This window comes from Rhodopirellula sp. P2 (genome assembly GCF_028768465.1).
Taxonomy (GTDB): domain Bacteria; phylum Planctomycetota; class Planctomycetia; order Pirellulales; family Pirellulaceae; genus Rhodopirellula.
Map to the genome: position 1 here is coordinate 4,716,599 of NZ_CP118225.1, position 25,701 is coordinate 4,742,299.

19 protein-coding genes are annotated in these 25,701 nt (G+C 58.2%); 10 read left to right on the forward strand and 9 right to left on the reverse strand.

The annotated features are described in order from the left end of the window. Positions 1-24: 24 nt before the first annotated feature. The 4 genes from PSR62_RS16730 to PSR62_RS16745 all read right to left on the reverse strand — a co-directional run bounded on the left by PSR62_RS16730 (position 25) and on the right by PSR62_RS16745 (position 5,464). Complete coding sequence (locus PSR62_RS16730) at positions 25-1,533, reverse strand: protein kinase domain-containing protein (RefSeq protein WP_274404150.1); 1,509 nt, start codon at positions 1,531-1,533, stop codon at positions 25-27. Further along, positions 1,530-2,579 (reverse strand): leucine-rich repeat domain-containing protein, encoded by a 1,050-nt coding sequence (locus tag PSR62_RS16735; protein WP_274404151.1) that lies wholly within the window; start codon positions 2,577-2,579, stop codon positions 1,530-1,532. The genes PSR62_RS16730 and PSR62_RS16735 overlap by 4 nt, the downstream gene beginning before the upstream one ends. A gap of 121 nt (positions 2,580-2,700) precedes the next feature. Next, positions 2,701-3,285: a pyroglutamyl-peptidase I gene (locus PSR62_RS16740; RefSeq protein WP_274404152.1), complete on the reverse strand. Its 585-nt coding sequence runs from the start codon at positions 3,283-3,285 to the stop codon at positions 2,701-2,703. Positions 3,286-3,499: 214 nt separating this feature from the next. Beyond that, positions 3,500-5,464 carry a hypothetical protein gene (locus tag PSR62_RS16745; protein WP_274404153.1) on the reverse strand — a complete coding sequence of 655 codons (1,965 nt, stop codon included), beginning with the start codon at positions 5,462-5,464 and terminating at the stop codon, positions 3,500-3,502. A gap of 652 nt (positions 5,465-6,116) precedes the next feature. On the opposite strand from PSR62_RS16745, the gene PSR62_RS16750 reads away from it, so the two are divergent. Beyond that, positions 6,117-6,503 (forward strand): DUF2237 family protein, encoded by a 387-nt coding sequence (locus tag PSR62_RS16750; protein WP_274404154.1) that lies wholly within the window; start codon positions 6,117-6,119, stop codon positions 6,501-6,503. 41 nt (positions 6,504-6,544) lie between these two features. Here the strand turns inward: PSR62_RS16750 and PSR62_RS16755 are convergent, their stop codons facing one another. Continuing rightward, on the reverse strand, positions 6,545-6,979 hold the full coding sequence (locus PSR62_RS16755) for a secondary thiamine-phosphate synthase enzyme YjbQ (RefSeq protein ID WP_274404155.1): 435 nt from the start codon (positions 6,977-6,979) through the stop codon (positions 6,545-6,547). 474 nt (positions 6,980-7,453) lie between these two features. On the opposite strand from PSR62_RS16755, the gene PSR62_RS16760 reads away from it, so the two are divergent. Both PSR62_RS16760 and PSR62_RS16765 read left to right on the forward strand, forming a co-directional pair. Next, on the forward strand, positions 7,454-7,678 hold the full coding sequence (locus tag PSR62_RS16760) for a hypothetical protein (RefSeq protein ID WP_047815582.1): 225 nt from the start codon (positions 7,454-7,456) through the stop codon (positions 7,676-7,678). Between the two features lie 366 nt (positions 7,679-8,044). Next, positions 8,045-10,741 (forward strand): U32 family peptidase, encoded by a 2,697-nt coding sequence (locus PSR62_RS16765; RefSeq protein WP_274404156.1) that lies wholly within the window; start codon positions 8,045-8,047, stop codon positions 10,739-10,741. Between the two features lie 178 nt (positions 10,742-10,919). Here the strand turns inward: PSR62_RS16765 and PSR62_RS16770 are convergent, their stop codons facing one another. Beyond that, a complete protein-coding gene (locus PSR62_RS16770; RefSeq protein WP_274404157.1) occupies positions 10,920-12,692 on the reverse strand; it encodes a divalent metal cation transporter in 1,773 nt (590 codons plus the stop codon). Between the two features lie 307 nt (positions 12,693-12,999). Here PSR62_RS16770 and PSR62_RS16775 point away from each other — a divergent pair, with 307 nt between their 5' ends. Beyond that, positions 13,000-17,781, forward strand: coding sequence for a PVC-type heme-binding CxxCH protein (locus tag PSR62_RS16775; protein WP_274404158.1), 4,782 nt, complete (start codon positions 13,000-13,002; stop codon positions 17,779-17,781). A 551-nt stretch (positions 17,782-18,332) separates the two neighbouring features. Here PSR62_RS16775 and PSR62_RS16780 read toward each other — a convergent pair. From PSR62_RS16780 to PSR62_RS16790, 3 genes are all read right to left on the reverse strand, one after another. After that, a complete protein-coding gene (locus tag PSR62_RS16780; protein ID WP_274404159.1) occupies positions 18,333-18,815 on the reverse strand; it encodes a transposase in 483 nt (160 codons plus the stop codon). A 956-nt stretch (positions 18,816-19,771) separates the two neighbouring features. Continuing rightward, complete coding sequence (locus PSR62_RS16785; RefSeq protein ID WP_274404160.1) at positions 19,772-20,743, reverse strand: SMP-30/gluconolactonase/LRE family protein; 972 nt, start codon at positions 20,741-20,743, stop codon at positions 19,772-19,774. A gap of 113 nt (positions 20,744-20,856) precedes the next feature. Continuing rightward, positions 20,857-21,114: a DUF4404 family protein gene (locus PSR62_RS16790; protein WP_274404161.1), complete on the reverse strand. Its 258-nt coding sequence runs from the start codon at positions 21,112-21,114 to the stop codon at positions 20,857-20,859. A 425-nt stretch (positions 21,115-21,539) separates the two neighbouring features. On the opposite strand from PSR62_RS16790, the gene PSR62_RS16795 reads away from it, so the two are divergent. Genes PSR62_RS16795 through PSR62_RS16820 form a run of 6 tightly spaced genes read left to right on the forward strand, consistent with a single transcriptional unit; the run spans position 21,540 to position 25,670 of the window. Further along, a complete protein-coding gene (locus tag PSR62_RS16795) occupies positions 21,540-22,436 on the forward strand; it encodes a MotA/TolQ/ExbB proton channel family protein (RefSeq protein ID WP_274404162.1) in 897 nt (298 codons plus the stop codon). After that, positions 22,436-22,873, forward strand: coding sequence for an ExbD/TolR family protein (locus PSR62_RS16800; RefSeq protein ID WP_274404163.1), 438 nt, complete (start codon positions 22,436-22,438; stop codon positions 22,871-22,873). The genes PSR62_RS16795 and PSR62_RS16800 overlap by 1 nt, the downstream gene beginning before the upstream one ends. Beyond that, positions 22,870-23,361, forward strand: a complete 492-nt coding sequence (locus PSR62_RS16805) for an ExbD/TolR family protein (RefSeq protein WP_274404165.1) — start codon at positions 22,870-22,872, stop codon at positions 23,359-23,361. Before PSR62_RS16800 ends, PSR62_RS16805 begins: the two co-directional genes overlap by 4 nt. Before the next feature lie 49 nt (positions 23,362-23,410). Continuing rightward, positions 23,411-24,145: an anthranilate synthase component II gene (locus PSR62_RS16810; protein ID WP_274404166.1), complete on the forward strand. Its 735-nt coding sequence runs from the start codon at positions 23,411-23,413 to the stop codon at positions 24,143-24,145. Further along, positions 24,142-24,729: a DUF447 domain-containing protein gene (locus PSR62_RS16815; protein ID WP_274404167.1), complete on the forward strand. Its 588-nt coding sequence runs from the start codon at positions 24,142-24,144 to the stop codon at positions 24,727-24,729. Before PSR62_RS16810 ends, PSR62_RS16815 begins: the two co-directional genes overlap by 4 nt. Next, on the forward strand, positions 24,726-25,670 hold the full coding sequence (locus PSR62_RS16820; protein ID WP_274404168.1) for a GHMP family kinase ATP-binding protein: 945 nt from the start codon (positions 24,726-24,728) through the stop codon (positions 25,668-25,670). The genes PSR62_RS16815 and PSR62_RS16820 overlap by 4 nt, the downstream gene beginning before the upstream one ends. Positions 25,671-25,701 lie beyond the last annotated feature (31 nt).

Sequence of the window (25,701 nt, forward strand, 5' to 3'; positions counted from 1 at the left end):
GAAAGAGAGGACTGAAAGGACAGCTCAAAACATTCCCGGGGTCCGCTTTTCGATGTTGGCCAGCAACTGCATCAGCGCAACTCGAAGTTGCTTGACTCGCAGCGGCAAGGGCAGCAGCACGCGATTGGGGCCGCGTTTGGCGCGGCTGATGATGTGTCCTTGGCGTTGATCGACGAGCAAGATCGCCGGGATTTCGGCCGTCTTTTCGTCCGTGACAAATTGGTTGTAGGCCTCCAAGGCGTCGTTGCCAAGTTCGGCTGCACCAAAGATCACACAATCCGCCGGATTCTCAATGTCATCCTCAAATCGAGCCAAAGCACGCTTCGGATCGGCGATGATCAACACGCGATACCCACGTGCCTTCAACCGCTCGCGAACCGCGTTTTGCAGGTTGGCTTTTGATTCCACCAACATCACGACGTAGCCCTCGCCCTCGTTGGTGACCACTTGGTCATCACCAACATCGGCCGCGTTGACGGTTCCGGTGGTGTCGTGGACTTTCCGTTCCGTTGGTCCCTTCTTTAGAGTTTCAAGCACCCGTTCGACTTCAATCCGCATCGCCGCGGCTGATTGAATGCGTTTCTCAGGATCGTAGGCGAGGATCTTCATCAGCAGCTGACTGACGATCCCGGGACAGTCGGGAACGTGTTCCGAGATCGGCTTGATTTCTTGAAATCGCGACACGTTCAGCCGCGCCAAACGGTCACGGGTTTCCGTCAGTGCCGGCTCGCCCGCGATCATGTGATACAGCATGTTGCCAGTGAAGAAGACGTCACTGCGTGGATCGTCCTTGCGAACGTTGGTGCCTCGTTCCAACGCGGCGTAATCGATCGCACGTGCGTTGGGGCAATCGGCCACTTGTTCGGGGTTGTTGCGATCGGCCAAGGCGGCCAAGCCGAAGTCGACCAGCTTCGCCGTCCCGGCCGATGAAATCAGCACGTTGGACAGCTTCAAGTCACGGTGCGAAATCCCGAGCCCCGCCGCGTGTGCCAGACCGGCGGAGATTTCCATCGTGAGTTTCAACGCCAGTTCAACCGGGAGTTGTTTGCGAATCCGAACCAACTCGCGAAGCGTTTGCCCTTCGACAAACTCCATCACCAAGAACGGATTTCTCACGTCCGGAACCACATCCAAGATGCGAACGATGTTGGGGTGTTTGAGCTTCAACCCCATGCGACCTTCGCGAAGGAATTGCTCCATTTCCTTCGGTTCGTCGCGGAACCGCTTGCGGAGGACTTTGACGGCGAAAACTTCCTCGCCCTTTTGAGCGCGGTACACCCGAGCGAACGTACCAGCACCGATCAGGTACTGGACGATGTACTCCCCGTAGAAGTAACCACCTTTGTCGCCTCGGGTCAGCTTCTCGCACTGCAACGTGGTCAAAATCCCATGTCGCTGCAGCAGCTCAATCACGTCGCTGAGTCCGCGTTCCTCTGAACCTAAGTCCGCCAGCGCACGGTCGACCGAACGGCGGTCAGCAATTCCGACCGCCATCGCTCGCTGAATGAATTCCTCGGGAGTCGGAGCACTCATGGATTCGACTTGGCTCCCTTCTGCTTCCGCTCATACTCGTGCAAACGCACGCCGAGAGTTCGCAGTTCAGCCAGGTCCTCGGACCAATCCGCGTGATTCAATTGTGTGGGAGAAAAGTAAACGTTCAAGTAAGGAGCGAAACGGCGATCACCTTCCAGGTCCGCTCGACACATTTCGACCAGAGGTTTCAGGTTGGCCAGCGGATTGCCGGGAGCGATCAGCATGTCCAGATCATGGAGCGCCGTCAGCGGTTGAAGGGACGTGATTTGGTTGTCCGAAATCTCAAGGGTCGTCAACCAACTGAGCTTCGAAAGGGGATCCAAACTGCTGAGTTGATTCCCGGCCACATCCAGCGACCAAATTTTGGTCAAGCCCGCCAAAGGATCCAGGCTGGTCAGTTGATTGTCGGCCAAATACAGAGTCCGCAGATTGGACATCTTCACCAGCGGATCCAAGCTGGTCAGTTGGTTGCCAGAAACATCGAGCAATTGCATCGCGACCAATTCCGCGATCGGATCGAGGCTGCTGATTTTGTTGCCCGCCAGGGTGACGGATTGCAAGCGTTTGAGACCGGAGATCGGAGTCAAGTCTTCGATCTCATTGTCGGCCAGATCGATCAACATCAATGACTTGCAGTGCTGCAAACCCTCCAGCGATGCGATGCCTTTGCCGCTGCCAACCACACGCGAGATCTTGGCAACGTCTGCGGCCGTGATCGGTTCGTCATTGTGTCGTTTGGCGAAGACTTCCGCGCGGACGGCCTGTTCGAGAGCCTTGTCGGGGAAGATCGATTTGACGACGGGTTTTTCCTCCGCCTTCTTGGGCACTTCTTGCGTGGCGTCGGCCTTCGTTTCAGCCACTTTTTTCGGAGCTGGCTGGTCGGCCTTGGCGGGCGGCTTCACCTCGGCGGCCGGTTCGGCTGCCACGGCTTTTTCCTTCGCGTCGGCCTTCTTCTCATCGTCGGCGGACACGGGGGCGACCGAGGCCATGGCAAGGCAGCAGAGCGACACGAACCACAGGAAAGACAATTTTCGCGAGCTGTTCATGGTGATGGTGCAGAACGGTGATGGAAGAAGGAGGGCGACAAAGACACCCATCATAGTCGCTGACCCCCGCAATCGTCATCGCCCGCTCGGGCCCGAGCGGCCGTTCCAGACCGGATTCTGCTCAGTGGGTCGATGCAACCAGACTTTGAATCAAAATCGCGAGCGCGGCGCTGGTCATCGGCACACTCATGCTGGGCGATTCCGAATTTTCACGTGCGACCTGAGAGGGGGCCAGCGGCAAATGCACGAACAGAGACTGAGTTTGCAGGCCGAATGCCGCTGAATAGTGGTGACTCAGGTACAACGCGGCATTGCACAAATATGTACCCGCATGATGCGACACCGCGGCAGGAATCCCTGCATCTCGAATTTTTTGGGCGGCTGCCGACAGTGGCAAACCAGTCCGGTAGGCCGCAGGAGCGTCGGGTAGGATCTCGGTGCCATCGGTGCGGAGATTCAGGCCCACGTTCTCCAATCGCATTTGGGTCGATCCAGGAGCCTGGCCGCAATGAATCGCCAGGTCATAGCCCGCCTGCAAATCGGCTCGCAGCCGCTCGCTCATGGTCAGCAAATTCACCGGGTATCGCCGCGTGACCAGCTCAACGGGGCCGTCGTACCAATGTGTCAGCTCCATCAGACTCATCCAGCTCGAGTTGTCCGGCCAGCGGTCGTAGGGCTCGAAAGCCGTCAAGAGAACCTTGGTCACGTGTTGGGTCGTCCGGCGGGAATGCGAGAGAAGCGGAGGAGGATTCCAGGACCGAATCCCGAGCGAAAAAGCTGAAAAGGGCCCCGCAAGTATAGTTCGCTCTTTTTCACACCGAAGTCAGAAACGCAAAAACGCCCCCGAATCAAATGATTCGAGGGCGTCAAGCGGTTCACTGAACTGTCGTCAACCGGCCACCGGACATGGCCGCTGACAACTACCAGTTGAAGTTGGCACCTACGTAAGCTCCGTGAAGCAGCAGGCTGCTGTCGGCGTGCAGGGCACTGGCCGAGGCGACCGAGCTGTAATCCCGTGAGTAGTTGTCGGCGATTGCCAAACCGGAGGCACCCAGGACACGGTAGCCACCGCGGACCGTCCAGGCGTTGCTGACGCGAACACCAAGGCCCAGATCAATTTCGCCGAGAGTCGACAACACGGTGTCGCTGGTCTCGTAGTTGATCATTTCGCCGGGCATTGCAGCCAATTCAGCGGCGGTGTCTTGGGTTCCCAAACGATGACGGAACTCAGCTTGGTTTCCGTAGACACCGAACTTGCCACCCACGTTCAAGTTGACGCGGCTGCCCAAGCAATAGATCAGTTGGCTGCCGAACTGGTAGCCGAACAAATCGTTCTCGGTCGAGGTCGTGTCGTAGATGTCATTCATCGTGTAGCCGGCTCGTCCATCAACATCGAAGGCGTAATCGACGCTGTCTTTGAACTGGAACCAACGAAGTCCGTGGCTGGTCACGACTTGAACTTTGCCGTTGCAAGGACGAACCAAGGGGCCACCGGCTCCACCGTAACCGTGCATCGGGCCACATTGTTGAGGTGGGCAAGCCCCGGTGTTGCAGCTGCCGTAGCCACCGTAGCTGGCTCCACCGTAACCGCCGACTCCGCCGTAGCCACCAAAGCCCATGAAGCTCTTCAGTTTGTGACCCATGCCCATGCCCGTTCCGCAAGAAGCGGCCGAAGCACGTTGAGCACCCATCAGACCAAAGCTGAACAGGTTGACTTCCAAGCCTTGAACGTCGACGTCGCGACGAGCACGGAACTGAGTCGCTTCAGCATGGGAACTGGTACCAGCTCCACCAGGAGCGGCGTTCAGATCGCCACCATCCAAAGCACTTTGCCCCGCACGGCCATCGATGATGTCATAAACGGTGTACGCTCCGCCACCGTTCAGGGCGTTGTAAACACCGCCGCCGTTGTCGTAGTTGTACGCCATTTGGGCGCCATTGTACTGAGGCATTCCTGAGGCACGCAGAGCACCACCGCCACCGCCGTCTGCAATCGAATCTTCCGGCGTGTAGACCGGCGAGTTGTACATCTCGGAATCAGGATCCCAATTGAAGTACGTCATCCCCAGACCGTACTGGCCACATCCGAGGTAGCGACCGAAGCTGAGGCTGTAGCCCAACGAGCTGTCTGGCTCAATCGATCCGATGCCCATCAAAGGCAAGTAGGGTCGCGTTGGCATTCCGGTGTCGTAACGCGACACGATGTTTCGGTCTTTGCCGTTGGTGTCCATGTTGAAGAACAACAGGTCAAACGAACCGAACCATGGGAACAAGGGCCCCCGAGCGGGAGCGGCCGATGGCATGCCACAGGATTGTGCTGCGTAAGAGGCACCTTCCCATGGTTGCGAAGCGGCTTGCATGTAGGGGCTCGGTTGAGCACAGCTTTGGCAGTCACCGGCAGGAGCACTGTTGTACTGGGCAGGTGCGCCGTAGTGCTCGACGGGAGCCGCCGAATGCTGGTGCTGCACGCTCGCCGAAGGGGCTGGTGCCGAGTATGTCGGAGCGGGCTGAGCAGGAGCGATGTGCTGCTGCATCGGAGCCGCCAATTGCTCGCCGTAAGAAGGAGCAGGCGTGGGGATGGATTCAGGCGATGGCATTTGGTTGTCGTACCCACCCGACGATGCGGGCTGGAACAATTGCGGGCCATTGCTTTGGTTGCCGAAGTTGTTCCACTTCGCAGGCGCTTGATAGCCGCCTGAGTTGGGTGCCTGGTAGTTTCCGCCGCCAAACGTTTGAACCGCTTGTGTCTGTGGGACTCCCAGTTGGCTGGTTGGACCAGCGTAGGGTTGTCCGCCGTATTGACCAGGCCCGTACTGTGCCGAGGCGATTGTGCAAACACCCATGGAAAGGGTGGCTGCGACAGCTCGCAAGACGTTGAATTTCATCGCTGACTCCTTCTGCGTGCGCTAATGTGCTTCATTGCAACTGCCCTAGCCGAAATCGAGTCATCCACGGAGGCGACCGACCAAGATCGAAATGACAGTCAAGTAGGACCAGTAGATGCCGGCCCAAATTGCTGGGAGGCAGTTACGGAATGTCATGTCGATCTCAATCAGTGGGACGAACAGTGCCGCCCAACACCCCAGCCGAATGTTCAATACGGTGGACCTGAATTGAGAGAAGTTGGTAGACCGGACCGATCCCTCGGTTTGGCTTTCCTTCCGCAAGTCGAATCGACCGAGGTGGACTCCTTTCCACGTCTCAATCCCTCAAATGGTGGCCAACTCGTTCCGGAATCTGCGAAGAATGGGATCGACTGCTAGGAGCGGTGCAATCGGAACCGCTTGCCAATCCGGACCACCTTGTCTGAACCCACCCTCCGCCGCTGATCAATTCGCCCAACCGCTAAGGTTCCCCCAATTGGCTGTGGCCTGCAAAAAGGGGAACACAACCGGGGTGCCAGAGTGTTTCCGGCTCGAATCGGGTTGCTCGACCCTTGATTGATTGCTGCTTCAGGGGCACGATTGCGTTCGGACGCATCACGTTGCTTCCGTTCCGGACGCTCTCGTTCCCACTCCCTTCCGACGGACCCGCGACATGCCCTCACCCAACACTTCCGGCGCGAAAAATGTCCTGGGGACCGAATTGGAAACCTGCAACACGGATCCGATGACCGGATTCTATCGAGACGGTTGCTGCAACACGGGCGGCCAAGACGTCGGTTTGCACGTGGTTTGCGCGGAGATGACCGCTGACTTCCTCGAATTCAGTCGCTCGCGGGGGAACGATCTCAGCACACCGATGCCGGTCTATCAATTTCCCGGCCTCCAACCGGGCGATCGCTGGTGCCTGTGCGCCGCTCGCTGGAAAGAAGCCTTCGACGCGGGCATGGCCCCCAAGGTCCATCTGGAAGCGACACACATTTCCGCCCTGGAATTCGCTTCCCTGGAAGAATTGCAGAGATTCGCGACGGAATCGCACTGACTCGCTTGGTGTTCACCGCCTGAGTCACGAGCTCTCAGCACTCAGGTGTCCGCCCGCTTGCCTTGCAATGTCAGAACTAAATGACGCGAGGAAGCCCGGTCGCGGTGTTCGCACAGATAGATGCCCTGCCAAGTTCCAACGTTCAGCCGCCCGTTGTGGATCGGGACGCTGACACTGCTGCCCATCATCGACGCTTTCACGTGCGCCGGCATGTCATCGGGCCCTTCCAAGGTGTGGACGTAAGGCAGCGATTCAGGCACCGCATGGTTCATCGCGGTTTCAAAGTCGACTCGAACGTCCGGATCCGCGTTCTCATTGATCGTCAGAGAAGCGCTGGTGTGCTGGATGAACACGTGCAGCAGCCCCACCTCAACTTCCGCGAGCTCCGGAACCGCCTCCAAAATCCGCCGTGTGACCAAATGAAATCCGCGTCGCGCGGCCGGCAATGTCAATTCCCGTTGGATCCAGTACGACATTTAGGAAGGTACCGAGGGTTCGAGGAGAAATTTTTCAGAAGTTTTTTTCTAGCCCGATCGAGTGGTGACGTTTATACGGTTCCTGCGTCGAAGGGCTTCCAGTCACAAAATCTTGACGGAGAAGGCGGTTGCGTGGCAACCCTGTCAAGAGCCTTCTGGCAACCTTCACCGAGAAACTAGGTTGGGCATCTCCCCCTTGACGGTTTTCAAATTCCTCCAACTGCAAGTCGATGGATTCCTGACCGGCAAACTCACCGTGTTTGACAAGGTCGTGAGTGACCGTTGTGGGTGACGCCGGAATGGCAGGGAAGAGCAAGCCCCCTCCAGAATTTTCTTGACCAACGCTCACAAACACGAATAATCCCTTCGTGTGAAATGCTTTCGACGAATGGACTTGGTTGAAGGCGAATGTTTGAAAGCTGAGTCGTGGACGCTCGGATCGCTCCCGACCCTTGGAAGAAAAATCGGAATAGTATGACTCATTGCAAAAACGTGTTCGAAGCAATCTTGCGTTACGGCCACGATGAAGATTTCGTGCCTAACGAAGACGAAATGTTCTCCTCAACGGATGCACCTGCCGGCAGTCAAGAGAAAATCGAAGTGCTTCGTCGCCGTGTCGAATTGGGCCAGCCCCTGTGGCACACCACCGACCGCGTTGACTACAGCGGTTTGACTGGCGCCATCCGCCCTCGCGAATAGTTCGAACGATCGAAGTGCCCGCCGCCCACATTCGAGGCGAAATGCACCCATCGAATCCCACAATGAACGACCCAGAAAGCCCCGGTCTCCCGCGACCGGGGCTTTTTCGTTTCCCCCCAGGGTGTTTTTCAAACGCCCGCTGCTGCCTCCCCCGCTCCCCCGCAAAGCCTCCCCCAAAAAAGGCCCCTAGCACGCTCTGCTGAGCAGGGTGGCTTTGGGTGCTGCCCGCTTTCGCGTTGCCATTCTGCTTTCGCGTTGCCGTTCTGGTCGTGGCTGCCTTCCGCTTCGAATGCCCGACTCACGCCAACCTGGCGAGCTACCATGTATTCGTTCTGGATCTGGTTGCCGTCGGTTACACTCTCACCCATGCTCGAATCCGCTTTGTCATCCAACGTCTCCGCCCCTGAATTGCTGGCCCCTGCCGGCAATTGGGACTGTGTCCACGCCGCCATCGAAAATGGAGCCGACGCCGTCTACTTCGGTCTCGATCGCGGTTTCAACGCCCGACACCGGGCGGCCAACTTTGGTGTCAACGACCTTTCCTCGTTGATGGGCCAACTGCATCTCCGCGGTGTGCGTGGTTACGTGACGCTCAACACGCTGGTCTTTCCCGACGAATTGAATGATTTGGTCGAGGTCGTCGACGCAATCGCCAGTGCCGGGGTCGATGCGGTCCTCGTTCAAGACTTCGGTGTCGCCCGAATTGTCCGCGCCATTTGTCCTGAACTGGAGATTCACGCCTCCACACAAATGAGCCTGACCAGCTCGGAGACCATCGAAGCGGCCCGATCGCTGGATCTTTCTCGCGTCGTCGTCGCGCGGGAATTGTCGATCGAGGAAATCAAGCAGATCCGTTCGAAAACAGACATGCCAATCGAGGCCTTCATTCATGGGGCACTTTGTGTCGCCTACAGCGGCCAGTGCTTGACCAGCGAATCGCTCGGCGGACGCAGCGCCAACCGCGGCCAATGCGCACAAGCCTGCCGGTTGCCCTACGATTTGGTCTGCGACGGAATCGATCAAGAACTGGGCGACGTTCGCTACTTGCTCAGCCCGCAAGATTTGGCGGGTTACGCCGCGATCCCAGACATGGTCGCAGCGGGTGTCAACAGTTTGAAGATTGAAGGTCGGCTGAAGACCCCCGAATACGTCGCCAACATCACCGGCCACTACCGTCGCGCGATCGACCAAGCCATCTCCGAAGGCGTTGTGAACCTCGGCGAGGACGCTCGACACGAAATGGAGCTCTCGTTCTCTCGCGGCTTCACTCCCGGGTGGCTCGAAGGCAACGACCACAAACGCTTGGTCCCCGGCATCCGTTCGGCCAAACAAGGCATCGTGCTGGGCGAGGTCCGAGCCATTGGGCGTGATTCGATCTTGGTGGATATTCAAACAGGAATCGCCCTGGGCGATGGACTGGCAATGGAATCTGCCGTGGATCCCAACAGCACCAAAGCCTTCGATAGCGGTTTCGCCGACAATCACCAAGGCGGCCGCATCTATTCGCTGCGTTTGGACAACGAATCCAAACCCGATCCGGGCCGACAAGAGAACTCACAGACTGACCAGCAACCCGCAGAAAATCCGTGGGACCAAGCCCGCCAGCGGAAACAATCCGAATCGCAAGCAGGGACCGAGAAGCTCTCCAAGGTGGAAGCCAATCAAACTGTTTGGATTGGATTCGGACGAGGCGAACTCGACTTTTCGCGAATCGAGATGGGGGCGACGGTCTTCAAGAACGATGACCCGCAGCTGAACAAACGCTTGGCGGCCACGTTTGGTGGCAAGCCACGTCGCACACGTCCGATCCATCTGCACGTCGTGGCCCATGTGGGCCGCCCGGTTGAAGTCACCGCGACTCTCGGCAGCGGCGAACACGCCACGACCGAAAACATTGTCGGCGAAGACGACCTGGCCGTCGCGAACAAACATCCGATCACCGAAGAAGTCTTGGCAGACAAACTGGGCCGGCTGGGTGGAACCCCCTTTCACCTGGCACGTCTGACCAGCGACCTGAGCGGTGGCCCGATGGTGCCACTTGGCGTTCTCAACCAGCTCCGCCGGGAATTGGTCGAAAAGCTCGAAGATCAATTTCACGCGGCGCCTCGTCGTTCCGTTCGCTTGTCGGCCGGACGAGCACTGGTGACCCCCATCAAGAACGAAGTGTCGGTTTCAGACGACCAACCCACCGTTCCTCAGGCACCGCCGCAATTGTCGGTGCTCTGCCGAACGCTGGATCAAGTCCGAGGCGCGATCGCAGCCTCCGCCGAACGGATCTACGCTGACTTCCACGATCCCCGCGAGCACAAAGCTGCGATTGCTCTGGGGGCCGAACACAACGCGTCGATTTGGATCGCCTCGCTTCGGATCCAAAAGCCCGGCGAAATGGGACTTCTCAAGCAAGTCCTCAAACAGGGCCCGGCAGGACTGCTGGCACGAAACTTGGCCGCCGTTCGATTGGGCGTCGAAGCCGGCCTGCCAACCATCGCCGACTTCTCACTCAACGTTGCCAATCATCGTTCAGCAGAATGGCTGATCGAGCAAGGCGTCGAGCGCGTCACAGCATCTTACGATCTGAATGCCGACCAACTCGATCAACTGGTCAGTTCGATGCCCGCGGAATGGTTGGAATTGGTTCTGCATCAACACATGCCCATGTTCCACATGGAGCACTGTGTGTTCTGCAGCGTGCTGTCCCCCGGAACCAACAAAACCAACTGTGGGCGTCCCTGCGATCGACACGTGGTCCAACTGCGTGACCGGGTCGGCAAACTGCACGTTCTCCAAGCCGACATCGCCTGCCGCAACACGCTCTTCAACGCGACGCCTCAAAGCGGTGCCGAGATCGTTGGCAACATGGTCGCGTGTGGCGTCGGCTCGTTCCGTGTTGAACTGCTCAGCGAAAACGCACAGGAAGCCGAATCGATCCTGCGTCTGTACCGGCAATTGCTGCTCGGCGAGATTCCAGGACAAGAAGTTTGGCGATCACTGTCCGCCGAAAATCGCGTCGGTGTGACTCGTGGAACGCTCGAAGCGAAACGCAACCCCCTGGCTATCTTGTAGCGTCGACGCGAACAAGATGTGATTCCAGAGGCAGTCGCTCACGCTCGACCGTCAAACGCGACTCTTCCCACCGCGTCTCGCGAACACCCGAGATGTTCTTCGGACGCGGTCATGAAAGCCAGTGTGCCTGGGCCCCACGTGGATGGAAATCGCACGTGGATGCAGGTTCGCGTGCAGCTCAGGCGGTTTGGGGAGACTTCTTTTTCAACACAAATCCCAACACCACCGCAATCGCGTACGCCACCCAGATCGTTGCGACAATCCGGAAGGACAAAGGATCCTGGGCCATGTACTTTTCGTACACGGCAACGCCAGCTGCTGCGGTCGCTCCGATCACAGCCAATCCCATGAACACGTTCCAAGCCAACCGGTGACCGCCAGTGGGTCGATCGTCACCCAATATTTCGCGGCTGTTCATCATCAAGAAGAACGTGAAATACGCGATCGGCAACAACATCACCGCGAACGTGCTGGCCAGAATCGCCAACCAGAACTTCTTGTCCGGGTCCGTCCACAGTTCCACCCAACTCGCCCCGGACGCACCTGCGATCAACACGCCGATGATGAAGATCGTTTGACTGTTCGGACGGCCAAACATTTCGCGAATCGCGTAACCGTTGATCAACATCAGGATGATGATCGTTGAGAACCCCATTCCGAACACGCCCAGACCGAAGATCAATTTGGCGGATTCGTCCCCCAACAGCGGTGCGAGTGTCTGAGAAAGCTCAAACGCGTTGCGTTTGACCAAGGCTGCGGCGAGTCGCTTTTCTTCTTCCGGAAGTTCCGCGACCATTTGTAGTTTGGCGACTTCAGCGGTCGCTGCCGCTTCCGCACCCAACCCCGCGTCCACGCGAGCGATCAAGTCGCCCTTCACTTTTTCGTACAGCGGAGACTGCTGCATCACTTGCAGGTCAGTGGATGCCAATTGTTCATCGATTTTGTTGTGAAACGACGATGCCGACGCGATCACGACGCAGCTGGTGACCAAGACAAAGGGAATCGCCATGCCGGTTGAAAGGTCAAAACGAGCCAATCCACGGAAGGTCTTGTCCCAACCACGAGCCAACATGGAGTACGGCAACAGGAAGGTCATGTTGATCCCAACGGCGGTCGCGATGGCGGAGATCATCACGCTTCGCTGAGTTCCCATCAAACGATGCGTCCAAAAGGAACTGCCTTCCGGTGAAAGGTTCGCGACCGTTTCACGAAGGTCACCTGCCGGGCGAACAAACTGAGTCAGGTCAGGGACCAAGCCGGCGAAAATGCTGGCAAAGTCGAGTTGTCCTTTGGCCAGCAGCAAAATCGCGACGCCGAAGAAGCAGATCACGACCATCCCGATCAACGTCTTCAGAAAGATGTCGAAGACCTTGGCCGCCCGCCCCTGCTTGGTGTTCAGCAGGACGATGAAGCCCGCGGCAAAAAACAGCACCATGGTCACAATCCAGCGGGCCGAACGAGAATCGCCCAGTCCCTCGCCGCCACCGAGCGTCAACAGGTTTTTGTCCAGAGCGTCGTAGCAAAGACTGAACTGCGGCATGCAAAAGATCATGTTGGCAAGCACGGTTGCGATGATCCATCCCCAACCCAGCGCCGGGTTGATCTCGTTGTTGATCGCTTCAAACGGTCGCCGACCGGTCGAAAGCGTCACGTAACTGATCGCGGACAGCATCACCACGCCCAAGATGATTGCGACGAGTTGCAGCCACAACATGCTGGTTCCCCCCATCACTCCCAGGAACAACGATCCTGCGAGCGATCCGCCCCCGAGCGTGATGGCAGATTGCAGCCATCCCGGTCCCGAGAGTTTGATGTAGGTGCCCAGCGTTTTGCCTTCGGCTTGGGCTTTTTGCAGCATCGCCCGATCGGCGAGGACTTTGTCGCTGATCACAGCTTCGCCACCGGTCAGAGGGTTGGCTTCGGTGTTGGAGGTGGGGTTCGATTCAGACATGCGCGGTCACGAGGCGGGCGGGAGGTAGGAAACTGGCCAGATAATACCAGCGATGAATCACGCGTCGTTACCCCCTAGGGGCACAGAATCAGTCATACTGGCAAAGAACCATAGAAATGGAGATCAGGTCCTGACGGTTTCGGGCTAAGAATCGGCGAAATGAAGCCGACTTGTCGGTCTCATTTCGCAATCTGAACGCCAACGTGGCTTCCGCTTTCGTTGATCCTCGTCGCATTGCCGTTGCCGCTTCCAATCCGCGGTCCCACCTGACAATCCGCCTTCCTCGCCCTCCCACCGGTTTTTTGACATGAATCTGTTCGCGTTCATGGCTCGCCCCACCTCGCTGTCCTGCTCAGCCATTCTGGGCTGCGCAGCACTGCTGCTCGGATTGCTTGCCAGTCCCGTCGTTGCACAGCAAGAACCGCCCCGCCTCGAAGACACACACGTTGGTTGGGAATCGCAGCAGATCAGCGATCAGTTCTTCGCTGAAGGCTCCGCGGTGGGCGACCTGAACGGTGACGGCTTGAATGACCTGGTTTACGGGCCGGTCTGGTTCGCAGGCCCGGACTTTCAAGCTCAGCATGCCCTGGCAGAACCGAACGTGGTTCCGGTGGCTGGATACAGCCAACACTTCTTTTCTCACGTTTGCGATGTCAACGACGACGGCCACCCGGACGTGATCTCGATTGGTTTCCCGGGGCGCAACGCCACCCTGTACATCAATCCCGGTGAAATCGAATTCGGCGCTGACAGCCCAACTTGGAAATCTCACATCATTGCCCCGCGGGTTTCCAATGAATCTCCTGCCTGGGTGCATCTCCTTCCCGGGGGACTGCCTGAACTCGTGTGCGCTCGCGATCGCGTCTACGGCTATTACACGGCGGACGATTTGGATGATCCGACCCAGCCTTGGAAATGGGTCGCGATCTCGGAACCCGGCACGGCAATCGAACCCTTTGGGCATGGACTCGGTGTCGGCGACATCGACGGTGACGGGCGAAACGACATCATCGATCGCCAGCACTGGTGGAAACACCCGGACACCGACGACTCGGCAACGAAAACCAAATTGTGGCAGCGACATAGCTGGATCGCACAACCGTACGGCGGCGGAGGCGCTCAGATTCATGTCCACGATTTCGATGGCGACGGCGATTCCGACTTGGTCACATCCAAGAACGCCCACGGATACGGGTTGGCGTGGTTCGAACAAACCGCAGCAGGTCAGTTCGTTCCGCACGAAATCAGCGGCGAATCGTCGATGAGCAATCCACACGGCTACGCCACGTCTCAAATGCATGCCTTGGAAGCGATTGACGTCGATGGCGACGGGCGACGTGACATTGTGACCGGCAAACGCTACCTCGCCCACGCCGGCAAAGACCCTGGCGGTCTGCAGGCTCCCTTGGTCGTTTGGTTCCGAAATGTGAAGAGCGACCGACCCGGCGGCATCGAATTCATTCCCCATATCATCCACGAAACCTCCGGCGTGGGAGTCGAAGTCATCGCCACCGACATCAACGGCGACGGACGAGTGGATGTCCTGACGGGAAACAAAAAAGGTTTGACGGTCCATTTCCAAACCGACCTCAGCGACGTCCCCCAAGACAAACGGCGTCACGTCGCCGAGCGTTGGCGAACCCCCAAATTGCCGCAAACAGAATACGCGACTGGTTTGAGTCCGACGGAATCTGCTCTGCACATGAACCTGCCCGACGGATTCGAGGTCGATGTCATTGCCAGCGAACCAGAATTGGTGCAACCCATCGCGATGTGCTTCGATGATCGCGGCCGGATCTGGATGATCGAAGGTAACACGTATCCCACCAAGGCTCCCGAAGGCGAAGGCAAGGATCGAATCTTGATCCTCGAGGATTCCGACGGTGACGGATCATTCGAAACGCACCGAGTTTTCGCGGAAGGCCTGAACCTTGCCAGCGGCATCGAAGTCGGCTTCGGTGGCGTTTGGATCGGCGCGGCTCCCGAGTTGTTGTTTTATCCCGATGCGGATCGCGACGATGTGCCCGACGCGGAACCCACCGTTTTGCTGGACGGTTGGGGATACCAGGACACTCACGAAACGCTCAACAGTTTCACCTGGGGAATGGACGGCTGGCTGTACGGTTGCCACGGTGTGTTCACGCATTCCAACGTTGGCAAACCCGGCACCGCAAAAGCAGATCGCACTCCGCTGAATGCGGGCGTCTGGCGATACCATCCGGTGCGACACGAATTTGAGGTGTTCGCACATGGAACCAGCAACCCCTGGGGCGTCGACTTCAACGAAGACGGCGATTGGTTCATCAGTGCCTGTGTGATTCCACACCTGTTTCATCTGTCGCACGGCGGACGTTACTTCCGCCAAGCCGGGCAACACTTCAACCCACACACCTACGACGACATCAAAACCATCGCCGATCACCTGCACTACGGGGACGGCACTTTCCAATCAGCGAATTCAGCCAACAAAGTTGACCGTGATTTGGTTCGTCGCACGGTCGCAACCACGTCCATGGTCGGCGGCGGACACGCTCACGCAGGTTTGACGATCTACCAAGCCGATGAATTTCCGGCTCACTACCGCGGTGAATTGTTCTTCCACAACTTGCACGGCCACCGAATCGTTCGCGAGCACCTGGAAACGGAGGGATCCGGCTACATCGGTCGACACCGCCCTGATTTCATGCTGTCCCACGACCACGAACAAATTGGCGTGGGAATCATGCAAGGCCCTGACGGCGCCCTTTATTCATCGGATTGGCACGACGACCAAACCTGCCACCACCGTGACCATGAAATCTGGGACCGCACCAATGGTCGCCTCTTCCGAATTCGCTACGGCGACCTTCAACCGTATCGCTTTGATCTGTCGACACAAAGCGTCGATCAACTGGTCGATAACCTGAAGCATTCCAACGCCTACTTCGTGCGTCAGTCGCAACGCATTCTACAAGAGCGTGCTGCTGCCGGCACACTGGACCGTGCCCAACTGGCGTCCAGTCTGACCGCGATGGTTCAATCCGAGTTGCCGCGTCGCCAGCGTCTGCAGGCCGTTTGGACGGCGTGGACATCCGGATTGTTGTCAGTCGAACGTTCGCGAGAATCCAATCACGTCCACGTCGCAACGGACCTGGCCACGTTGTTGGATGACAGCGATCCGGTGATTCGCGGTTGGGCTGTCCAGTTGATCGGTGAGGGGCATCCAACCTTGTCGAACGCATTGCTTGGAAAGCTGGAACGAATGGCGGCAACTGAATCGTCACCGGTCACGCGTCGTCACCTCGCGTCGTTTCTGCAACGCATCCCAGAATCACAACGCCTCGGTCTTGCGAGTGGCTTGCTGAACCATGTCATCGACCAAAACGACCGCAACCTGCCTTGGTTGATTTGGTACGGGATCGAACCGGTCATCGACGTTGACCCCGCTGGAGTGATGAGCGTGGTGTCCACTGGCAATTGGCAACCACTGCAACGGTTCGTGACTCGTCGCACGGCCACCACCCCCGAGGGTCGGCAAGCCTTGGTGGCATCCATCAGGAACAAGATTGAGGGATTGGACAAGGACGCCACCGTGAACAATCAATTCGACTGGATGCTGGAGGAGTTGTTGCAGTCGGCGCGCAGTCGTGGCGGGGTCGCGATGCCGGACGCATGGCCTCAGGTTTCACAACTGCTGCGGGAGAAAGCCTCGGCGACCAGCACAAAGGATTTGGCCGGAGCCTTGGCGATCCAGTTTGGAGACGCATCGGCTCTGCCCGAGTTACGGAAGATTCTGACTGATCCCGCCCAACTGGCTTCGTCTCGAATGGAGGCGTTGCGACTGCTCGCGCAAGCCAAAGATCCCGAGCTCGGCGAAATGTTGTTGACCTTGATCGACGATCGCGACATTGGCTCCCACGCCGTCCGCGGTCTCGCTTCGTATGACTCACCCAAAATCGCTCCGCTGCTGATCGAACGATTTCAAGCTTGGTCCCCGCAAAAGCAATCCGATGCGTTGGCAACCCTGACCTCACGGACCGACTCTGCCATTCAGTTGATCGCGGCAATGGAAGAAAACGTGATCCCACCAACAATCGTTCCGGCGTATGCGATCCGCAATGTGCTGTCGTTGCCGTTTGAAGACGACACAGCACGCAAGCGTTTGGAAGCTGCGTGGGGACGCATTGGAGCGACCAGTGAACAAGCCAAACAGAGGCACCAAAAGTACGCCGGGATGCTGACGCCTGCCAAGCTTGCGTCGGCCAACCGCACCGAAGGCAAGAAACTCTACGAGGTCAACTGTGGCAAATGCCATCGGCTGTTTGGCGAGGGCGAACCGATTGGCCCCGACCTCACCGGAGCCAACCGCAGCGATGTCAACTATTGGTTGGAAAACATCCTGCAACCCAATGCGGTGATCGGCAACGCTTATCAAATGACCACGTTCTTGTTGGCCGACGGACGAGTCGTTTCCGGATTGGTTCGTTCTCGCAATGAAGACGCCGTCACGGTGCAAACGACCTCGGAGATTTCCGTGCTGCCACTCGAAGACGTCGAAATCGAAAAGCTTTCGGAGACCTCGTTGATGCCCGAGGGACAACTCGAACCGCTGACAGCCAACCAAGTCCGTGACCTGTTTGGCTACCTGATGAGCCCCGGTCCTGCGTACACCCGCGAGTGGGCAATCGAAGCGGAAAGCCTGATTCGTTCCGCAGATGTCCAAGGCGGTCAAATCCAAGACCAAAACATGAAGCCATTCCACGATCAATGGTCGGCCGACAACCACCTTTGGTGGACCGGCGGCCAGGTGGGATCGACGTTGACGTTGACCGTGCCTCATCAGATCAACGGCCCCGCTGAAATCCAAATGCATCTGACGGGTGCGATTGATTACGCCACGTTGACGTTGAAACTCAACGAGCAACCCGAGAAGTCATTCGACGGATTTTCCCGCGACGTCAAAGTCATGCCCCCGATCACCTGGGACCGAGTCGAACTGTCGCCTGCAAAGCCGGTGACCATTCAAATCAAGATCACGGGCAAGAACGAACAGGCGATCGCACGTTGGATGGCCGGAATCGACACGATCTCGATCCGTCCACTGCACTGAAACCGCCTCCCACTCGTCCCGGCCCCCATCACGCCCCGCGCCGAACCCCAACCGCGGCGAGCGCCGTGCGGCTCACAAACCAACGCCCAAGTGAGCCGATGGCCGTTAGGCCCGGTTATCACCCACATCATCCCCCACAGCCCCAACCTTCCAACCAACAACGACCTCGCCACAGTCCCCGCACACAACCGCGGCGAACGCCGTGCGGCTCACAAACCAACGCCCCCGTGAGCCGCAGGCCGTTAGGCCCGGTTATCACCCACATCATCCCCCACAGCCCCAACCTTCCAACCAACAACGACCTCGCCACAGTACCCGCACACAACCGCGGCGAGCGCCGTGCGGCTCACAAATCCACGCCCGAGTGAGCCGCAGGCCGTTAGGCCCGGTTATCGACCAAACTCCAAACCAACCCAACCTCCCAAGCCAGCGACCAACTCGCCCCCATCACTACCCAGGCCAACCGCGGCGAACGCCGTGCGGCTCACAAATCCACGCCCACGTGAGCCGCAGGCCGTTAGGCCCGGTTATCAACCAAACCTCCCAACCAGTCACCCATCGCGTCCAACTCGATCTTGCGCCTCATCGACGTAGCGAACGACGCGTTCAAGTTCATCCTCTTGATCGATGAACTCGCAATCACCACCCGACGTCCAGACAGGACGCCCGATATAGACGGGCCAGCGTTCTCGCAACACGCGGGTGCAGTTTGCCTTGATTTGATTCAAAACCTTGCGTCCGGCCAGTCCGGTAGCCGTGACGACAACATGCACATGATTGGAACGCGGGTTGGCTCTCCATAGCTTCCAACCACAGTGGTCGCAGAGCCGCGTGAGTTCCTCCTTGATCGCATCACGTTGATCGGGTCGCAGCAACAGAACGTCGTGCTTGAGTCGGTCCCGATGCCATTGCTCAAGCCGTGGCTGCGGTGATTTGGCACCCTCTGTCCGCGACCGCCACCACCGCCGATCCCCCTGCAAAAAGGAGCCGTAGACCGTGAAGGTGATGAAAAAGGCGACTGGCTCGGAATTCACTTTGAAACCTTCCAGGGTCACATCATTGGCGACGACAACCGCTGCGCACACAGATTCGCCTGCAGTCCCAGCGCCCGGCCGAAATGATCACGAAGCACCGACGCATGGCCATTGTTCGCGCAACGAAACGCATTCGGCATCAGACAAGTACCTGACGAACATCAAGGATATCGCCACAGTACCCGCACACAACCGCGGCGAGCGCCGTGCGGCTCACAAACCAACGCCGACGTGAGCCGCAGGCCGTTAGGCCCGGTTATCAACCACATCATCCCCCACAGCCCCAACCCTCCAGCCAACAACGACCTCGCCACAGTACCCGCACACAACCGCGGCGAACGCCGTGCGGTTCACAAATCCACGCCCAAGTGAGCCGATGGCCGTTAGGCCCGGTTACCAACCACATCATCCCACACAGCCCCAACCTTCCAACCAACAACGACCTCGCCACGGTACCCGCACGCAACCGCGGCTAACGCCGTGCGGCTCACAAACCAACGCCCAAGTGAGCCGCAGGCCGTTAGGCCCGGTTACCACCCAAACTCCAAACCAACCCAACCTCCCAAGCGAGCGACCAACTCGCCCCCATCGCCCCCCAGGCCAACCGCGGCTAACGCCGTGCGGCTCACAAACCAACGCCCAAGTGAGCCGCAGGCCGTTAGGCCCGGTTACCAACCACATCATCCCCCACAGCCCCAACCTTCCAACCAACAACGACCTCGCCACAGTACCCGCACACAACCGCGGCGAGCGCCGTGCGGCTCACAAACCAACGCCCAAGTGAGCCGCAGGCCGTTAGGCCCGGTTATCAACCAAACTCCAAACCAACCCAACCTCCCAAGCGAGCGACCAACTCGCCCCCATCGCCCCCCATGCCAACCGCGGCGAACGCCGTGCGGCTCACAAATCCAACGCCGCGCGGCATCGCTAATGCCGGTACGGCTTCTCGCCCACTCTCACACGGGCCACGTGGTCCGTTCAAATGAATCGTCCGCGACGTAGTCCGTTTCGCCGACGAACAGGCGTCCAGCGTTGGGGCACTTGGCTTGATCTTCCACGCTGAAGTTCTCAACGGCGGTTGTGATGATCAACTTCAGTTTGCCTTCGTGAGGCACCAGCGCCGGACAGGTGTTTTGCGGCGACCCGGGTGTTTGCCAGACCGTACGAAGCTCGCCGCTCGCCAGATCGTAAAGACGGGTCTCACCGTGTTCCGCCACACCGGGATGAAAGATCGCGACGATGATGCCGCTGCCATCGGGCGTCAAAATCGCACCGTCCGGGACGCCCGGGTCGCTGGTCAGGTCCAACACCACGCGAGGCTCGCCAAGCGTTCCGGCAGCAACGTCCAACGAATACTCCACGATCGTTCGTGTTGGCGAATCGATGTCGATCAAGAACAAATTGCCCGCCTCATCTCGGCGGATCATCTTGCCGTTGCTGCAGATTTGATCGTCACGCAGGCGGATCAACTGTTGGTCACTCCCGCGATACAGGTACAACCCTGCCTTCTTCTCCGCGAACGCCAAGTCCTTGGTTCCGAAAAGAAGGTTGTCGTCAAATGCCAAACCATCGTTGATGATCGTGTTGGTGACGTCCTCGTCCACGCCCTCGCAGAACGGCGTCCACTCGCCGGAGTTGGTGTCAAAGATCCCGAGCGAACGTTCCACACCGGCCACAAACTTGCCCGCCGTTTGACATTGAAACGCGAACCCTGGGCGTCCCGGCAAATCGAACGATTGATTCGATTGCGTGGCGAGGTCCAACACGTTGATGCTGCCGTGAGTCACATCGGCGCCGTGCTGAATCCCCACCCATGACAATTTGCCGTCGCCCACCATCGCCATCGGACCTTCTGGCAGAAAACGCAAGGCGTCACTGTCAGGAACATTCAGAGGGTTGGCAACGCGAAGTACGGGTGCTGACGACATATCGATTTCAAAATGCGAGAGAACACGGTCGAAAACGACGGATTGTAGGAACCTCGGACAAGATCAACCACCGTCGACAATGCCTCGCACGGAAGCATCTCATCGAACCACGTTCAGATTCCCATTTGGGCCAACATGTCCGCGACGCGGCCCGCGTTTTCGGTCAGCACAGGATAGGACTCGCGGAAATGTTCGACTTGCGTTTTCCAACGTTCAGCCAACGTCGCTGAGTTCACGTCTTGTTCATCGAGCGTTTCACGAATCTCGTCGAGTTCTGTTTTCAGTCGTTCGATTTCAGCGGGATCCAAGTCGTCAATGTCGGCGAGTTGTTCATGAAGGTGAGCAATCGCGGCGTCCAATTCGCTTCGCATGATGGGGGTCTCGATCTTTGATGGGAGGTCATGTTCGTTGCCAGGAAATCAAACCGTCGTTGCGTCTTGTCAGACGAGGCAGCCTCACCATCGCTCCAAAGCGTGCGGGCGAAATCCACCGGTCCGTGAGAACAAACGCGGTCTTCAATCGTTATTGTATCGTTCGCAACTCTTCTTCGCGGAAGTGGTGACCATGCGAATGTCTGACGACCAGCCTCCGTGACAACTCTCCGCCGAGTGGGTCCCTTCAAACGGCCCATGCTCATGGAAGTTGAAACGATTCGGGGGAATGAACCGTCCAATCGGAACCACCGACCGAGTTTTGGGGGCACAAACCGCCTCAGGGGTGGTGCGACGGGCGTCAGCGTGGATTATTCTGATCCGTACCCACTCGACTTTTCTCTCCTTCCGTGGTTGTTTCATCGATGATGCGTCCTGCTGAACTGTTGGCTCCTCGAACTTGGCTCTTCTCTGTGGGTCTCGTTCTCGCTTCTTTGGTTTTGTTCGGGACGTCGCTCACGACCAGCTTCGCACAAGACGATGCGATGGCGGAGTTCGGTGAAGACCCGGTCGCGGAAGCACCTGTCGAGCCAGCCGGTCCCGGCGCCGCAGAACAACCTGCTGGCGATGTCGGTGCAGCCAACCCTGGTGGCGGCAACACAGCCCCCGCTGCCGCCGATCAATCGTTGCTGGAGTGGGTCTTTGAATCACTCGGGGCCGCCTACCTGATCGTGTTCTTGGCACTGTCAGTGACGCTTGTCTCCCTGTTCGTCATGAACATGTTGGCGGCACGACGCGACACGCTCTGCCCCACCGAATTGGTCGAAGAGTTCAGTCAACGAATCGCGGCCAACGACAACCAAGGTGCGTATGACCTAGCAAAAGCCGACGAATCCGTGCTTGGCCAGGTTCTGGCGGCCGGGTTGGCAAAGGTCAGCAAAGGCTACAACAAAGCTCTCGAAGCGATGCAGGAAGTCGGCGAAGAGGAAAGCATGAAGCTCGAGCACCGACTCAGCTACATGGCATTGATTGGCAACCTTTCGCCCATGATCGGGTTGTTTGGAACGGTCCAAGGGATGATCTCCTCGTTCCAAGTCATCGCGACCGGCGGATCGACGCCCAAGCCATCCGATTTGGCCGCCGGTATCTCAACCGCTTTGTTCACCACACTGGTTGGACTCGCCGTCGCGATTCCCGCGATCGCGGCCTACAACATCCTTCGCAACCGGGTCGCTCGACTGCTGTTGGAAGTGGGCGTGGAAAGCGAAAATCTAATGAGCAAATTCGAAGACCTGACGCCCAAGTCCGGAGCCCGCGGCTGATGCGAGTCAAACGCACCGAAGTCGACATGGCGGAAGGTGACATGACGCCGATGATCGACATGACGTTTCAGTTGATCGCCTTCTTCATGGTCCTGATCAATTTCGCTCAGACAGAAGCCAACGACAACGTTGTGTTGCCAAACAGTCGGTTGGTCAAACCACCCGAAGTGGCACTCGAGTTCCCGATCATTTTGCATGTGGGTGCCGACGGTCGTATCTTCCTGGGTGGCGACGACTACACCGCCGAAACACTCCGCATTGGTCTGGAACGAGAACTGGCCGTGGTTCGTGCCGAAGGCAAGGCGGTCAGCGATGCCAACGTGATCATCCGGGGGCACAAAGACGTTGCCGCCGGAGAAGTCCAAGAGATCATTCGCGTCTGCCAGGATTCCAAGCTGGAAAACTTTGCGTTGCGGGTCAAAGAGGATCGCTCATGAAGATTCGCAATCGCGAAACCAGCCAGGGCACAGAGCTGAACATGACCAGCATGATTGACATTGTCTTTCTGCTGCTGATCTTCTTTGTGATGACGTTCAAAATCGTTGAGATGGAAGGCGACTTCAGCATCAAGATGCCGCTGGCCGGTCAGGGCAGCAGCAGTCTGGATCCAACCGACCTGCCGTTGAAACTGCGACTTCGATCCGACGCCGCAGGATCCCTGGCCGGGATTGAACTGAATGACATCCAGATGGGCAACGACGCGACCAGCTTCGACAAACTGCGTGCGAAGGTCGTTGGGATGATCGGTTCGTCAACGCCGATGGAGGTCGAAGCGGGCGAGGGGCCCGAAATCGAAATCGACACGGATTACAACTTGCGGTACGAATACGTGATTCGAGCGATCACCGCGGTCAGTGGTTACAAAGACGGTGACCAGGTGGTCAAATTGATCGAGAAGATCAAATTCGCCAAGCCGCGGCGTTGATTCGCGATTGGCTGAACCATCCGTGAAGCCGTTTTGATACTGTTGCTCGTTGATCCTGTTACTCGATAACTACGACTCCTTCGTTCACAATGTGGCGCGTTATCTACGCGTCGCTGCTCGTCGGAACCGCACTGGCAACAACCTGCCAATGGAAGACGAGCCCGGCAAAGGGCTGCGAACCCAAGTCGTCCGCAGTGACACGCTGACGGTCGAACAAATTGTCGCGATGAATCCGAGTGCGATTGTGATTTCGCCCGGTCCCCACGGCCCCGAGTCCGCAGGCTGTTCTCTCGAAGTCGTCCAACAACTCGCTGGCCGCATTCCCATTTTGGGAATCTGCTTGGGACATCAGGCGATCGCGGCTGCCTACGGGGCGAAAGTCATCGTCGGCCCGCCGATGCACGGGATGGCGGTCCCCATCCGGCATTGTGGCGCCAGCGTCTTTGCGGGGTTGCCGTCGACATTGGAAGTCGGGCGGTATCACTCGCTCCGCGTCGATGCAACCACCTTGCCCGAGTCTTTGGAAGTCACCGCCTGGGCCGCCGACGATCCGAGCTTGGTGATGGGGTTGGCGGATCACGAGCGCTGCGTGCACGGGGTTCAGTTTCATCCTGAATCATTGTTGACCCAAGATGGACTGGCGATGTTCGAACACTTCATCGGATTGGCCCAACGTCATCAGCCCGATGCTCACCCGCTCACTCGCAATTCGCGGTACCAACGCAGCGCACTGCCGACCGTGTCAATCTCGCCAACCAAATCCGGCGGAGGCGTGAGTCCATGATTTTGGAATCACTGGTCACCACCCGGGACGCCATTGGACGCGTCAACCTGGCTCCTCTGGGCCCGATCGTGCAGCCGCCTGCTACGGCAGGCGGTCTGCCCACCTTTTTGCTGCGGCCCTACCAAGGTTCCACGACCTGCACGAATCTACTGGCAAACGGAAACGCGGTGATTCATGTGATCGACGACGCCTTGTTGATCGCGAAAACAGCAATTGGAAGTGTTGATGCGTCGGAGTTGGTCATTCCTGTGCCTGGACTGGAAAGCTCGCACGTTCGGCTGACGCGCTGCCATCGCTGGTTTGCGATTCGCGTGACGCAGCGTGCCGGCACACCGCCCAGACATGAACTGACAGCGAGCTGCTTGGATTCCCAGATCGTGGATCCCTTCTTTGGATTCAATCGTGCCAAACACGCGGTGATCGAAGCGGCAATCGCCGCGACGCGTCTGCATCTGTTGCCGGACGGCGAGATCGCAGAAGAACTCCGACGTGCCGCGATCGCCGTTGACAAGACAGGCGGCGACGACGAACGAGAAGCGTTGCAACTGATTGAGCGACACGTGCGAGAGACGAAGGTCTCATGAGCATCGAAGTTCAAACGGGAGCGCGCTTGCACTTTGGATTGCTGGACGTCGCCCCGCCGTTTGGCGGTTGCGGGGTGATGATCGATGGTCCGCCCACACGCGTTCGCGTGAGTGCAGCCTCCGCCTTCGCATCGGACGTGCGACATCGCGACCGAATTGCCGGAATCGTCCACCGTTGGCAACAAATGACTGGCAACGACTCGCCTCCGGCGGTTGCCATCGAAGTCCTTCACGCCGCTCCATCACACCATGGTTTGGGAAGCGGGACTCAGCTGTCACTTGCCATTGCCGATGCCTTGCTGAAACAAACATCCGGTGAAACGCCCGCTCGAGAACAAGTCCTCCAGTTGGCCAACCGAGGTCGCCGAAGTGCGGTCGGTTCGCACGGGTTCTTCGACCCCGGTTTGATCGTGGAAGGTCTCGACCGCCAACGATCGACGGGATCCCAACTCAACCCGATCGACCAACGAATCCAACTTCCTGATGCATGGCGAGTCGGAGTGGTGTTGATGGACGAAGTGTCTTCCGCAGAAACGATCAGCGGCGACGAAGAACAACAACAATTCGATGCATTGCACCCGGCACACGATGATGATCGGTCACGACTCGTCGGGATCCTCACAGAACAGCTGATCCCCGCTATCGAACGCGTGGACTTCCCGAGCTTCGCCAAGGCGGTCACCCAGTACAACCGATCCAGTGGCGAACTGTTCGCCCCGGTTCAAGGCGGTCCTTACAACGGCGAAGCCACAACCCAACTGATAGAACAATTGATCGCCATTGGATTGCACGGGGTTGGCCAGAGCAGTTGGGGCCCCGGTGTATTCACTTGGTTTGAATCAGAACAGGCTGCGCAACAAACCGCACGGAACTGGAGAGAACGATTCCCTGGAACACGCTTGCTCGTCCAACGCCCACTCGGCCAAGCGACTCCACATTGATGCGCGACGTCCGGCGTCCAAGCATTCAGAG